A 13,318-nucleotide genomic window follows, 5' to 3' on the forward strand; every position below is an offset into this window, starting at 1 on the left:
GGGGGTCTTCCCGATATGTCCATCCTTGGGCATGCAGTCAAGCGATGGCCGGGCCCGCGGCGGCGGGGACGGCCCTGAGAGATCCGGCGAGCACCATCACGGCCGGGGCCCGGAGTTCGTCGAGACGCCGGGAGAGGTGTGCTACGAGGACCCCTGGTACGACGCGCTCGCGTCGGGCTGGGGCGAGCAGGGGACGACGGCCCCGGCGGGCATCCGCGGGACCGAGGTGCCGACGGCCCGCAGGGGGCGGGAGGACGCGGCCGCGGCGCAGGTCTATCTCGAGGTGCAGCGCAGCGCCGCCTTCCAGGAAGTACGCGGCCGCTACCGGCGGTTCGTGGGGCCGGCGTGCGCGGGGTTCTTCCTCTGGTACGTGGGCTATGTCGTGACCGCGACGGCCGCGCCGGGGTTCATGGCGAGGCCGGTCGTGGGCGCGGTGAACGTGGCGCTGATCGCGGGACTCGGTCAGTTCCTGACGACGTTCCTGCTCACCTGGGCCTATGCGCGGCACGCGCGGCTGCGCCGGGACCGTGCGGCGCTCGAACTGCGCTGGGACACACAGGAACTGACGCGCGGGGCGAGGAGTGGAGCGTCGTGACCGGACACCATCAGGCGCTGGCGTTGGCGCTGTTCAGCGCCTTCGTCGCGGTCACCCTGGGGATCACGACCTGGGTGAGTCGCAACCGGCAGGGGTCGGAGGAGGAGTTCTACGCCGGCGGGCGGTTGTTCTCCCCGATGGAGAATGGTTTTGCCATCGCGGGTGACTACATGTCGGCCGCCTCCTTCCTCGGTGTCGCGGGCCTCATCGCGCTTTTCGGCTACGACGGGCTGCTCTACGTGGTCGGGTTCCTCGTGGCCTGGCTGGTGGTGTTGTTCCTGGTCGCCGAACTGGTGCGCAACTGTGGACGGTTCACGCTCGCCGATGTCGTCGCGGCCCGGATGAGCGAGCGGCCGGTGCGGATCGCGGCGGGAACCTCCTCGGTCACCGTGTCCGTGCTCTATCTGGTGGCGCAGATGGTGGGCGCGGGCAGCCTGGTCGCGCTGCTGTTGGGCAACACCGACGACGCGGCCCGGGCGTGGGCCGTCATCGGGGTCGGGGCGCTGATGGTGATCTATGTGTCGTTGGGAGGGATGCGGGCCACCACATGGATCCAGATCGTGAAGGCGGTGCTCCTGCTCTGCGGCACGATCGCGCTCACGGTGCTCGTGCTGGTGCGGTTCCACGGGGACTTCGACCGGCTGCTGCTCACAGCGGCCGAGCGCAGCGGTCACGGCGCGGCGTTCCTCGCGCCCGGGCTGAAGTACGGCGGGGACTGGACCGCCCGCCTCGACTTCATCAGCCTCGGTCTGGCACTGGTGCTGGGTACGGCGGGGCTGCCGCACATCCTGTCGCGTTTCTACACGGTGCCGACCGCGCGGGCCGCCCGGCGGTCCACGGTCTGGGCGATCGGGCTCATCGGCGGCTTCTATCTGATGACGATCGTCCTAGGGTTCGGTGCGGCGGCGATCCTCGGACCCGAGACGGTGCGCGCCTCGAACGTGGCCGGGAACACCGCGGTTCCGCTTCTCGCGCTCGACCTCGGCGGCGGAGCCGACTCGACGGGCGGCACGGTTCTGTTCGCGTTCGTGGCGGCGATCGCGTTCGCGACGATTCTCGCCGTGGTCGCCGGGATCACTCTGGCCTCCTCGGCGTCGGTGGCGCACGACCTGTACGCCTCGTTGCGCGCCGCCGGGGCGAAGGCCCGCAGCGAGGTGGCGGTGGCGCGGATCGCCGCCGTCGGCATCGGTGTGATCGCGATCGCCCTGGGGCTGCTGGCCCGAGATCTCAATGTCGCCTTCCTGGTGGGGCTGGCGTTCGCGGTCGCGGCGTCCGCGAATCTTCCGGTGCTGCTCTACTCCCTGTTCTGGCGCGGCTTCACCACGCGGGGCGCGGTGTGGGCGGTGTACGGCGGGCTGGTGCCGGCGCTGGTGCTGGTGATGCTGTCCCCGGTCGTGTCGGGCAGCCCCGAGTCGCTCTTCCCCGGCGTGGACTTCCAGTACTTCCCGCTCCAGAACCCCGGCGTGGTCTCGATCCCACTGGGCTTCCTCGCGGGGTGGCTCGGCACGGTCACCTCGGCCGAGATCGCGGACGAGGCCAAGCACGCGGAGACCGAGGTCCGGTCGCTGACGGGGGCGGGCGCCGTCTGACCCGGGGTGCGGTGGGCCTCGTAGGAGGTACGGCGGGTGCGGAGGCATCGCCCGGGGTGCCTCAGGCGTCACAGCGGACGGGGCGGTTCCGGGCCGCTAAGGCGCCACCCAGGCGTAGCGGTGTTCCGGGCGGCCGGTGTCGCCGTACTTGAGGGAGAGGCGCAGCCGGCCGGCCTGTTCCAGGTGGCGGAGGTAGCGCTGGGCGGTGGAGCGGCTCAGGCCGGTCTCGGCCGCCACCTCGTGGGCCGACAGCGGGTGGTCGGCGCGGTGCAGGACGGTGCAGATCAGGTCCGTGGTCGGCTCCGAGTGGCCGGTCGGCAGTCCGGGGGAGGACGGGACCGGGGTGGTGCGCAGGGCGCCGAAGATCCGGTCGACCTGTTCCTGGCCGGCGATGCCCCGGCCGCCGACCCGGTCCACCGTGCGGCGCAGGGCGGCGTAGGAGTCGAGACGGGTGCGCAGCGCGGCGAAGGTGAACGGTTTCACCAGGTAGTGCAGGGCACCCAGGCGCATGGCGGTCTGCACCGTCGTGACGTCGCCGGCTGCCGTGATCATGATGACATCGGTGCCATGGCCCTGTTCCCGCATCCGGTGCACCAGCTCCAGGCCGGTCCCGTCGGGGAGGTAGTGGTCGAGCAGGACCAGGTCGATGCTTCCGCGTTGCACGGAGGCCAGCGCCTGGGCGGCGCTGTGCGCGCGGGCGGCCACCCGGAAGCCGGGAACCTTTCCCACGTACTTGGCGTTTATCTCGGCGACGCGGAAGTCGTCGTCCACGACCAGGACGTCAATCATCGGGCCTCTTTCCCTCAAGGCCTGGTGGGCGTTAAGCCCATGTTTCGGCTCCGCTGTTGTAGCGCGCGCAAAAAGAGCACAACAGCCTCTTGCAAGCAAAAGAAGCGCATGCGCCCACAAGGCTGATGCGGTGTCCCGGCTCACATCTACCGTCCCCGGCCATGAGCGCACACACCAGCCCCGCCATCGAGCTGCGGGGCGCGAGCAAGGTCTTCAGGACCCCCTCGGGAGGCCTGCACACGGCCGTCCGGGACCTCGACCTCACCGTCGGGCGCGGTGAGTTCGTGGCTGTCGTCGGCCCTACCGGCTGCGGCAAGTCCACCACGTTGACGCTGGTCAGCGGCCTGGAGGAGCCGACCCGGGGCGAGGTGCTGGTCGCCGGGCAGCCGGTGCGCGGGGTCGGCGACAAGGTCGGCTTCGTCTTCCAGCAGGACGCCACCTTCCCCTGGCGCACGGTCCTGTCCAACGTCATGGCGGGTCCCCGCTTCCGCGGCGTGCCAAAGGCGGAGGCCAAGGAGAAGGCCCGCGAGTGGCTGGCCCGGGTTGGCCTCGCCGCCTTCGAGGACCGCTACCCGCACCAGCTCTCCGGCGGTCAGCGCAAGCGCGTCGCCCTCGCCGCCACCTTCGTCAACGACCCCGAGATCCTGCTCATGGACGAGCCGTTCTCGGCACTCGACGTGCAGACGAGGGCGCTGATGTCCGACGAGCTCCTGGAACTGTGGGAGGGCACGGGCGCCTCGGTCGTCTTCGTCACCCACGACCTGGAGGAGTCCATCGCGCTGGCCGACAAGGTCGTGGTCATGACCGCGGGGCCGGCCACCGTGAAGCACGTCTTCGACATCGACCTGCCGCGCCCGCGCAAGGTCGAGTCGGTGCGTCTGGAGCCGCGGTTCATCGAGATCTACCGCGAGATCTGGGAGTCCCTCGGCGAAGAGGTCCGCATCACCCGCGAAAGAGGTGCCGCCCATGTCGCCTGACGTCCTCAGTACGCCCGTCGTGGACACGGTCAAGACGCCGGATCGCGCCCACTCGCGCGCGCGGGCCGCACGCCGACGCAAGATCGTCGTCGGAGCCTCCCGGGTGCTGCTCCTGGTCCTCGTCCTCGCCCTGTGGGAGGCGCTCTCCCGGGCCAAGGCCATCGATCCGTTCAACTTCTCGATGCCCTCCAAGATCTGGGACCAGATCTGGACCTGGGTCACCCACGGGACCGCGCTCGGCTCCCTCGGCGAACAGATCTGGTACACGCTCCACGAGGCACTGCTCGGCTGGGTCATCGGCGTGATCGCCGGTGTCGTCTGCGGTATCGCGCTCGGGCGGATCACCTTCCTCGCCGATGTCCTTGGTCCATACATCAAGGTGCTCAACTCGATCCCCCGTATCGTCCTGGCACCGATCTTCGTCATCTGGTTCGGACTCGGCCCCGCCTCCAAGGTGGCCTCGGCCGTCGTCCTGGTGTTCTTCCCCGTCTTCTTCAACGCCTTCCAGGGCGCTCGCGAGGTCGACCGCAACCTGGTCGCCAACGCCCGCATCCTCGGGGCGAGCGACCGCCGGGTGACGCTTCAGGTCGTCATCCCGTCCGCCACCTCCTGGATCTTCACCAGCCTCCACGTCAGCTTCGGCTTCGCCCTCATCGGCGCGATCGTCGGCGAGTACATCGGCGCCACCAAGGGCATCGGCCTGCTCGTCGCGCAGTCCCAGGGCACGTTCAACGCGGCCGGTGTGTACGCGGCGATGGTCATCCTCGCCGTCGTGGCACTCGTCGCCGAGGGACTGCTCACCTTCGCCGAACGGCGCATCTTCCGCTGGAAGCCGTCGGGCTCCGACAGCTGACACCCGCTGAACGCTCCCCGCCGATCCCGGCCGTCCCACCCCGCACCACCACCCCTCTCACAAGGACGTGAAACCGCCATGCGCTTCTCCGCCAGACACGCCGCCCTGGCCGCCGCCGGCCTGCTCGCCCTCTCCTCCCTCACCGCCTGCGCCAACGACGCGGCGAGTACCGCCTCCACCGGCTCCGGCGGGGACGGCAAGGGGACGAAGGTCAAGATCATGGTCGGTGGCCTGGACAAGGTCATCTACCTGCCCGCGATGCTCACCCAGCGCCTCGGCTACTTCGACGCCGAGGGCCTCGACGTCGAGCTGCTGAGCGAGCCGGCCGGTGTGCAGGCCGAGACCGCGCTCGTCTCCGGCCAGGTCCAGGGCGCCGTCGGCTTCTACGACCACACGCTCGACCTCCAGGTGAAGGGCAAGGCCGTCGAGTCCGTCGTGCAGTTCTCGCAGGCGCCCGGCGAGGTGGAGATCGTCTCCACCAAGGCGGAGGGCAAGATCACCTCGCCCGAGGACTTCAAGGGCAAGAAGCTCGGTGTGACCGGCCTCGGCTCCTCGACCGACTTCCTCACCAAGTACCTCGCCGTCAAGAACGGCGTGAAGGTCAGCGAGTTCACCCCGGTCGCGGTGGGCGCCGGTCCGACGTTCATCTCGGCACTGGAGCAGGGCGCCATCGACGCGGGTATGACGACCGACCCGACCGTCGCGAACATCCTGGACAAGAAGGCCGGCAAGGTCCTCATCGACATGAGGACACCGCAGGGATCCATGGAGGCGCTGGGCGGGCCGTACCCGTCGTCAAGCCTGTACATGCAGACGGACTGGGTCAACAGCCACAAGGACACCGTCCAGAAGTTGGCCAATGCATTCGTCAAGACGCTCACGTGGATGTCCACCCACAGCGCCAGCGAGATCGCCGACAAGATGCCGGCCGACTACTCGCAGGGCAACAAGACGCTGTACGCCGTGGCCATCAAGAGCACACTGCCGATGTTCACGAAGGACGGCGTGATGCCCGAGCAGGGCCCCGAGACCGTGGAGAAGGTCCTCAAGGCGTTCAACCCCGCCATCCAGAAGGCCGACGTCGACCTGAGCAAGACCTACACCACGGAGTTCGTCGAGAAGGCGGCCGGCTGACGGCCCCGCCCCGCCGTGCCCCTCAGGCGCGGGTCGCCCACACGTAACGGTGTTCCGGGCGGCCCGCGTCGCCGTATTTCAGGGTCAGCCGGGCCCGTCCCGTGCGTTCCAGGAGCTTCAGATAGCGCTGGGCGGTCTGGCGGCTCACCCCGGTCCGGTCGGCGATCTCCTGGGCCGACAACGGCCCCTCGGCGTTCAACAGGGACTGGCGGACCAGCTCGGCGGTGGTGGGGGAGTGCCCCTTGGGCAGCCCTGGCTCCGAGGGAGCGGACAGCGCGCCGAAGATGCGGTCCACGTCGGCCTGCTCGGCCTCCCCGCCGCCGTCGAGCGTGCGGCGCAGATCGGCGTAGGCCTCCAGCTTGGCGCGCAGGCCCGCGAAGTTGAACGGCTTCACCAGGTACTGGAGCGCGCCCTGGCGCATCGCCGCCTGCACGGTCGAGACGTCCCGTGCCGCCGTCACCATGATCACATCGGTCTGATGGCCGCGCCGCCGCATCTCCTGGACGACCTCCAGGCCCGTCTCGTCGGGCAGGTAGTGGTCCAGCAGAACCAGGTCCAGGCGCGGATGCAGCTCCAGCTGGCGCAGCGCCTCGGCCGCGCTGTGGGCCTCGCCGGCGACGCGGAAGCCGGGCACCTTCTCGACGTAGGCCGCGTTGACCCGGGCGACCCTGGTGTCGTCGTCCACGACCAGGACCTCGATCATCGCGTCTCCTCCTCGACGGTGCCGTTCACCGATGCCGTCAGTGCGGGTTCCAGGTCGGGTCCGGCCAGCGCCTCGGGAAGGACGACGGTGAACTCGGCGCCGCCGCCGACCGCCTCGCCGACCGTGGCGCTGCCGCCCTGCCGTTCCGCGAGCCTGCGCACCAGCGAGAGCCCGATGCCGCGTTTGCCGTGCGCGGGCGGCTTCTTCGTGGACCAGCCCTCGGTGAACACCAGCTCGCGCTGCTCGGCCGGGATGCCGGGCCCGGTGTCCCGTATCCGCAGGACGGCGGTACGGCCCTCCGCGCGCAGTTCGACCTCCACGCGCGCGTGCGGGGTGCCGGCGACGGCGTCGAGCGCGTTGTCCACGAGGTTGCCGACCACCGTGACCAGCCCGCGCGGGTCGACGAGCCGGTCCGGCAGCCGGGTGCCGTCGGAGACCCACAGGGCGACCCCGCGCTCGGCCGCGACGGTCGCCTTGCCGACCAGCAGCGCCGCGAGCAACGGGTCCTCGATCTTCTCGGTCACCTGCTCCGAGGTGACCCGGTGGTCGCCGACCACCTCTCCGACGAAGTCCACGGCGTCGTCGTACATCTCCAGTTCGAGCAGACCGAGGAGGGTGTGCATCCGGTTGGCGTGCTCGTGGTCTTGGGCGCGCAGCGCGTCGATCAGCCCGCGCGTGGAGTCGAGTTCGCGGCCGAGCTGCTCCAGTTCGGTGCGGTCGCGCAGGGTGGCCACGGCGCCGCCGTCGTCGGTGGGCATCCGGTTGACCACCAGGACCCGCTGTCCGCGTACGGCGATCAGGTCGGTGCCGGTCACCCGGCCGGCCAGGACGTCGGCCGTGCGTCCCTCGCCGAGCGCCTCGTCGGGGGAGCGGCCCACCACCTCGTCGCCGATCCCCAGGAGCCGCTGTGCCTCGTCGTTGAGCAGCCGGACCCGTCCGCTCCGGTCCAGCGCGACGACGCCCTCGCGGATGCCGTGCAGCATCGCCTCGCGCTCCGCGAGCAGGGCCGAGATATCGGAGAAGGCCAGGTCACGGGTCTGCCGCTGGACCCTTCGGGAGATGAGCCAGGCGGCCAGCGCGCCCACGGCGAGCGCACCGCCCGCGTAGGCGAACAGGCCCGGGATCGCATGGATCAGACGGGCGCGCACGCTGTCGTACTCGATGCCGACCGAGACCGCCCCGACGATGTCGCCGGCGCTGTCGCGCAGGGGCACCTTGCCGCGGGCCGAGCGGCCCAGGGTGCCGCTGTCGATCTCCATCACGTCCTGGCCGGCCAGTGCCTTCTGCGGATCCGTCGAGACGTGGCCGCCGACCTCGTCGGGGTCCGTGTGCGACCAGCGGGTGCCGTTCAGGTCCATGACCACGACGTACTCGGCGCCGCTGGCCTTGCGGATCCGTTCCGCCTCGCGCTGCACCGGGCCGTCGACCGTGGGCGGGGTCCGCCGCAGGTCCTCGGCGATCTGGGGGACCGCCGCCGTGGTCTGGGCGATGGCCAGGGCGCGGCGCATCGCCTGGTCGTCGAGCTGGTTGCTGAGCGGGGCGAGGAAGAGACCGGTCGCGAGCACCACGACTCCCGCGGCGATCGCCAGCTGCATCAGCAGCACCTGCGAGAACACGCGCCGGGGCATGCCGAGGCGCAGGCGACGGGCGGGGGGAGAGGGGCTCATACCCAAGACGGTACGTGGGCGGGGCGGTGCAGCCGTAGGGGTGTGTGGTGTGGATCTCTTGACCGGCTCTTGATCGGCTCAAGAGGAAACGGTTCTACCGGGTCCCGCGAGACCCGGGATCAACCATGGACACAGGTGGGTCAGCCGACCCCCGCCACCGCCGGTTCGCGCACCGCCACCACGTCCAGCCGCGCGGGTGCGCCGAGGACCGACGCCCCACAACTCTCCGCGCGGGGCGGCTCGGACGCGCTCTGAGCCACCACGACCCGCCAGTGGCGTCCGTCGGTGTGCGCGACGGTCACCTCCCAGCGCGGCGCCTCGCCGGTGGTGCGGACGACGTCGAGCACCTCGGCCCGGTCCTCGCCGGTCACCCGGCGCACGGCCAGCTCCGCCGCCTGCCCGGGCCGCTCCCAGGCGGAGCGCCCACGGCAGCCGTCCACGACGACCCGGCCCTCCTGGACGCCGTGCAGGACCTCCTTGACGGTGTGGGCCTCCGCGCGGCCGTACACGTAGCCGTGCGGCAGGACGAGGACCGTCGGGGAGAAGCGATGACCGCCCAGATGAGTGACCTCCCACACACCCGGTACGCCCGAGGCGGCCAGCTCGGCGGCGAGCGGGCGGCCCAGCAGGGCGCAGCAGCGGTCGCGCTTGCCGTTGGTGCAGACGAGCGCGAGGGGATCACCGCTGTGCGGGCCGCCGTGCAGCGCGGTGTCGAAGCCGCGGTGGTCGCCCCGGCCGAGCGCGGCGAAGTCGAGGTCGAGCAGTCGCGCGGGGTCGGTGGTCGTGGCGGTGCGCAGCCAGACGTTCCCCGGCGCGGTGTGGGCCGCGTACACATGCCGTACGGGCGGCGGCAGACCGGGGTCGGCGTGCCGGCCGGGGCGGCGGATGAGCGCGATCCGCACGCCCGTGTCCTTGGCGGCCGCTTCCAGGGCTCGGCCCAGTACGGGGTCCAGGTGGCTCGAGGTGAGCGCCTTGGCACCCCACGGACCGGCCTGCTCCAGCAGGAGCCAGGTCGAGGCGGTGGCCGCGGTTCCGGGCATGGGCTCGCCGAGGTTCCGCGAGTCGGTCGCGCACGTACTCACAGAGGTGAGCCTAACCTGACTTGGCGTGCCGCACCTCCCGCAGTGCCTGTGGATCGCTGTGGAGTCCTGGGGGCGAGGCTGTGCGCGCGGCCCTCGCCCCAGGGCGGCCGGCGTCCTGGGGCGGGCCGGTGTCCCCGGACAGGTGCCGGCGGCCTAGGGGAGGTGTTGGGGCGGCTTCGGTCCCACGTACTGTCCGCTGGGGCGCATCCGCAGGGGCCGTTCGCCGTACTCCTCCAGGGCGTGGGCGATCCAGCCCGCCGTCCGGGCCACCGCGAAGATCGTCTCGCCCGCCGCGGGCTCCATGCCGAAGGAGGCGGTCAGGACGCCGAGCGCGAGGTCGACGTTGGCGTGCAACGGGGTGTGGCGGGCGGTCGTGGTGACGATGTCACGCGCCGCGGCGAGCGCGGGCGCCGCATCCGGGATCTCCTCCAGGAGGGCGAACAGGGCACGCGCGCGTGGGTCCTCGCCGGGGTAGAGGCGGTGGCCGAGGCCGGGGATGCGGCGGCCGGCCCGCAGCTCCTGGGCGATCACCGGTCCCGCGTCGCCCAGCTCGAGGACCTCCTCCAGCAGCCGGTGCGCGAGCCCGCTCGCGGCGCCGTGCAGGGGCCCCTCGATGACGCCCAGGCCGGCCGAGACGGCCGCGTAGGGGTGCGCGCGGGCCGAGGCGGCGACCCGCACCGCGAGCGTCGAGGCGGCCAGGTCGTGGTCGACGAGCAGGCCGAGCGCGGTGTCGAGGACGCGCAGCTTCGCCTCGTCCACGCGCCGCCCGGTCAGCCGTGCCCACAGGCGCCGGGCCAGTGAGCCCTCGTCGCGGTGGGTGGGCCGCGCGGGCGGGAGGGCGGCGACAAGGGTGGGGATCAGGATGCGCGCGGTGCCGAGCACGGCCTCCTCGGTGAGGTCGAACCGCAGCGGGTCGGCGACGGCCGCGGCGACGGCGGCCACCCGCAACCGGTCGGTGGGGCCGCTGTGTTCGGGCAGCGCGTCCACCGCTCGGCGGGCGGCCTCGACGGAGGCGGCGGGTGCGGTGAAGGCGGTACCGGGGTGCAGGCGGCCGGTCCACAGCCACTCGGCGACCTCTTCGTACGGGTGCCGGGCGGCCAGTTCGGTCGCGTCGACACCGCGGTAGTAGTACCGGTCCTTGTCGATGAACGTGAGCCGGGTCCGCACGGACAGCTCTCCGCCTGTGCCCGAACTCCCTTCGCTCTCCCGCCGGTTGCGCCGCGCGAGTGCCTCGACCTCCTTGGCGTCGAAGGTGCTGCCCCGGCCGCCGGGCGTGCGTCTGCTGCTGAGCTGACCACGGCTCACGTACGCGTACACGGTCTCTGGCTTCACGCCGAGCAGTTCGGCGGCCTCCTTGGTGCTCAGCCGTCGGTCCGGGTGGCCGGGGGCGGGTTCCTGATCGCGCATGGGGGTCACCGTATCCGCAGGAGGCATGTATTGATTCAATCAATATTGACAGATGTTTCGTCAATCATGGACAGTCCAATCAATGCTTAAGGAGGACGTCATGACCGTCACGCCGTCCACACCCGCACTCCTCGACGCACCGCGCGGTCTCGCCGGTGTCGTCGTCGCCGACACCGAGGTCGGTGACGTCCGGGGGCGCGAGGGCTTCTACCACTACCGCCAGTACTCGGCCGTCGACCTGGCGCATGCCCGCCCCTTCGAGGACGTGTGGCACCTCCTGATCCACGGAGAGCTGCCGGACGCGGAACGGGGTGCCGCCTTCGCCGCCGAGACCGCCGCCCTGCGACGGCTCCCCCGGGCGGTGGCGGCGGCGCTGCCCACCATCGCCGGGGCCGGTGGCGCGAACCCCCTCGCCGGGATGCGGACGGCCCTGTCGCTGCTGGGCGCGGAGAGGGACTTCCGGCCCGTGTACGACATCGACGCGGACCGGCGCCGCGCGGACACCGTCGTGGCGGCCGCGTCCGTGCCGACCCTGCTCACCGCCCTGTACCGGCTGGGGAAGGGGCTGGACCCCGTCGAGCCGCGCGAGGACCTGTCGTACGCGGCGAACTACCTCTACATGCTGACCGGGGCGGAGCCCGACGCGGAGCGGGTCCGGGCGGTCGAGCAGTACCTGATCTCCACCATTGACCACGGCTTCAATGCGTCAACGTTCACGGCCCGGGTGATCGCCTCGACCGGGGCCGACGTGGCCGCGTGCCTCGTGGGGGCGGTGGGGGCGCTGTCGGGGCCGCTGCACGGGGGTGCGCCCAGCCGGGCGCTGGACACCCTGGACGCGATCGGTACACCCGACCGCATCGACCCCTGGATCCGGGAGCGGGTCCTCGCCGGTGAGCGCATCATGGGCTTCGGTCACGCCGTGTACCGCACGGAGGACCCGCGTTCGCGGATGCTCCGGGAGGCGGCGCTGCGGTTCGGCGGGGCGCGGGTCGCGTTCGCCGTGGAGGTGGAACGTCGGGTGGAGGCGATCCTCGCCGAACTGAAGCCCGGCCGTGAGCTGCACACCAACGTGGAGTTCTACGCCGGAGTGGTCATGGAGCTGTGCGGGCTGCCCCGCGCGATGTTCACCCCCACGTTCGCGGCGGCGCGGGTGGTGGGCTGGAGCGCGAACATCCTGGAGCAGGCCGAGGACGCGAAGATCATCCGTCCCGTGGCGCGGTACGTGGGGCCGGGGGCGCCGGTGGCGGTACCGGAGGCGGCCTGAAGGAGGCACTCGCCTGTGCCGCACGACGGCAGGGGCCGCGGCAGGTCGCATCGGAGGGGGCGCGCACGGCGCACGGCAGGCGCACGCGCCGTGGGCCCGGTGCCGCGAGCGGCGTACCGGGCCCCTTGCGGGGTGCGGCGTACCGGGCCCTTGGGGGAGTTCGACGGCTCTCCCCGAAGCCTTGTCACGCGTCCGGGATGTCGGCCTTCGCGCGAATGAGGGTCTCGCGGGTGATGACGACGATGCGTTCGTAGTCGGCGCGGGAGGCGTCGGACGGGAGGTCGGGGTCCAGCGAATCCGTGGCGTCCGTGCCGATCACGGCGAAGTTCCCGTCGGCCAACTCGAAGATGTCGGGGCAGTTGCCCCCTCCCGTGCTTCCCCGCTCGGCTGGGGCCGCACCGATCCGACGGATGATCTGACTCACTGTTGCTTCCCTTGGTCCATTGGCTTGCGCACGACGACTGCTCGATGCAAGGCGGACCCTGTGGGGTGCACTCGTCATCCGGCGGCGTAGGCGACGATGGTGTGGGGTCCTCTACGCGATCAAGCGCGAGTCAACTCCCTGACGCCCCCATCAACTGCGCACTTGACCGGTTCGTTATGGGCCGTCGGCGTGAACCTCGTGGCGCGCGCCGTCTACTCGGCCGGTGGCTCGCCCACCACCCACCATTCGTCCACATCGGCCTCTTCGAGCTGACGCAGCAGCTCGTCGACCATGCGCCCCAGGTCGGCCTCGATCGAATCGGCGGGGAGCGTCGCCCGCTGGCCCTGGGTGGCGTACCAGTACTCCCGGACGACGGGGTTCTGCAGCAGACCGCGCATCCGGCCGTGGAACTCCTCGCGGGTCAGGTTGCCGATGCGGTAGTAGAACAGCAGGTTCGTGTACAGGGCGTTGGCGAAGAGGTACTGCCGTCGCTTCTGGGGTGACGCCGGCACCTCGAAGATGTCCAGCACTTCGGCCAGCTCGGGGCTGTCGATCGCCTTGCTCAGCAGTTCCCAGTGCAGCCGCTGCTGATGGGCGAGGTTGGTGTGGGCCGGGGCCGAGACCGCCTGCTCCAGGCGCTCGAGTCGGGTGCGCAGCGCGTTGAGGGTGTTCCGCTGGACGGTCAGTGCTGCGAGGGCCCCGGCCGCGATGCCGAGGCCCGCCGCAGCGACGGGAGCGAGTCCCCGCGTCCGAGACTTCCTTGTGGCCATGTCAACCCCCGAATCAGGCGGCCGTGCGCCGGTCGTCGGGGTGCGGGTGGAGTGACGGGGACCG

General features: G+C 71.4%; 13 protein-coding genes. 6 read left to right on the plus strand and 7 right to left on the minus strand.

Annotated elements, in window-relative coordinates; all coding sequences use genetic code 11:
- The first annotated feature begins 31 nt into the window (after positions 1-31).
- Both ACYQ8Q_RS33390 and ACYQ8Q_RS33395 read left to right on the plus strand, forming a co-directional pair.
- Positions 32-595 carry a DUF485 domain-containing protein gene (locus ACYQ8Q_RS33390; RefSeq protein WP_460070294.1) on the plus strand — a complete coding sequence of 188 codons (564 nt, stop codon included), beginning with the start codon at positions 32-34 and terminating at the stop codon, positions 593-595.
- Positions 592-2,184, plus strand: coding sequence for a solute symporter family protein (locus tag ACYQ8Q_RS33395; protein ID WP_460070295.1), 1,593 nt, complete (start codon positions 592-594; stop codon positions 2,182-2,184). The genes ACYQ8Q_RS33390 and ACYQ8Q_RS33395 overlap by 4 nt, the downstream gene beginning before the upstream one ends.
- A gap of 96 nt (positions 2,185-2,280) precedes the next feature.
- On the opposite strand, the gene ACYQ8Q_RS33400 is transcribed toward ACYQ8Q_RS33395, so the two are convergent.
- Complete coding sequence (locus tag ACYQ8Q_RS33400; RefSeq protein ID WP_460070297.1) at positions 2,281-2,973, minus strand: response regulator; 693 nt, start codon at positions 2,971-2,973, stop codon at positions 2,281-2,283.
- Positions 2,974-3,134: 161 nt separating this feature from the next.
- Here ACYQ8Q_RS33400 and ACYQ8Q_RS33405 point away from each other — a divergent pair, with 161 nt between their 5' ends.
- The 3 genes from ACYQ8Q_RS33405 to ACYQ8Q_RS33415 all read left to right on the plus strand — a co-directional run bounded on the left by ACYQ8Q_RS33405 (position 3,135) and on the right by ACYQ8Q_RS33415 (position 5,937).
- Positions 3,135-3,950, plus strand: a complete 816-nt coding sequence (locus tag ACYQ8Q_RS33405) for an ABC transporter ATP-binding protein (protein ID WP_460070299.1) — start codon at positions 3,135-3,137, stop codon at positions 3,948-3,950.
- Complete coding sequence (locus tag ACYQ8Q_RS33410) at positions 3,940-4,803, plus strand: ABC transporter permease (RefSeq protein ID WP_460070301.1); 864 nt, start codon at positions 3,940-3,942, stop codon at positions 4,801-4,803. Before ACYQ8Q_RS33405 ends, ACYQ8Q_RS33410 begins: the two co-directional genes overlap by 11 nt.
- Before the next feature lie 78 nt (positions 4,804-4,881).
- Entirely contained in the window at positions 4,882-5,937 is a 1,056-nt protein-coding gene (locus ACYQ8Q_RS33415; protein ID WP_460070303.1) for an ABC transporter substrate-binding protein, read from the plus strand.
- 22 nt (positions 5,938-5,959) lie between these two features.
- Here the strand turns inward: ACYQ8Q_RS33415 and ACYQ8Q_RS33420 are convergent, their stop codons facing one another.
- From ACYQ8Q_RS33420 to ACYQ8Q_RS33435, 4 genes are all read right to left on the minus strand, one after another.
- Positions 5,960-6,640 carry a response regulator gene (locus ACYQ8Q_RS33420; RefSeq protein ID WP_460070304.1) on the minus strand — a complete coding sequence of 227 codons (681 nt, stop codon included), beginning with the start codon at positions 6,638-6,640 and terminating at the stop codon, positions 5,960-5,962.
- On the minus strand, positions 6,637-8,307 hold the full coding sequence (locus ACYQ8Q_RS33425; RefSeq protein ID WP_460070306.1) for a sensor histidine kinase: 1,671 nt from the start codon (positions 8,305-8,307) through the stop codon (positions 6,637-6,639). The genes ACYQ8Q_RS33420 and ACYQ8Q_RS33425 overlap by 4 nt, the downstream gene beginning before the upstream one ends.
- A 140-nt stretch (positions 8,308-8,447) precedes the next feature.
- The gene (locus ACYQ8Q_RS33430; protein WP_460070309.1) at positions 8,448-9,389 is read right to left on the minus strand and encodes a sucrase ferredoxin; all 942 of its coding nucleotides are present in this window, start codon (positions 9,387-9,389) and stop codon (positions 8,448-8,450) included.
- 153 nt (positions 9,390-9,542) lie between these two features.
- On the minus strand, positions 9,543-10,796 hold the full coding sequence (locus tag ACYQ8Q_RS33435) for a citrate/2-methylcitrate synthase (RefSeq protein WP_460070312.1): 1,254 nt from the start codon (positions 10,794-10,796) through the stop codon (positions 9,543-9,545).
- Positions 10,797-10,896: 100 nt separating this feature from the next.
- Between ACYQ8Q_RS33435 and ACYQ8Q_RS33440 the strand changes: the two genes are divergently transcribed.
- On the plus strand, positions 10,897-12,060 hold the full coding sequence (locus ACYQ8Q_RS33440; RefSeq protein ID WP_460070314.1) for a citrate synthase/methylcitrate synthase: 1,164 nt from the start codon (positions 10,897-10,899) through the stop codon (positions 12,058-12,060).
- A 184-nt stretch (positions 12,061-12,244) separates the two neighbouring features.
- Here ACYQ8Q_RS33440 and ACYQ8Q_RS33445 read toward each other — a convergent pair whose 3' ends face one another.
- Positions 12,245-12,484: a hypothetical protein gene (locus ACYQ8Q_RS33445; RefSeq protein WP_358989726.1), complete on the minus strand. Its 240-nt coding sequence runs from the start codon at positions 12,482-12,484 to the stop codon at positions 12,245-12,247.
- 212 nt (positions 12,485-12,696) lie between these two features.
- Positions 12,697-13,254 (minus strand): DUF6082 family protein, encoded by a 558-nt coding sequence (locus ACYQ8Q_RS33450; RefSeq protein ID WP_460070318.1) that lies wholly within the window; start codon positions 13,252-13,254, stop codon positions 12,697-12,699.
- Positions 13,255-13,318 lie beyond the last annotated feature (64 nt).

The organism is Streptomyces sp. YKOK-I1, from assembly GCF_054660435.1.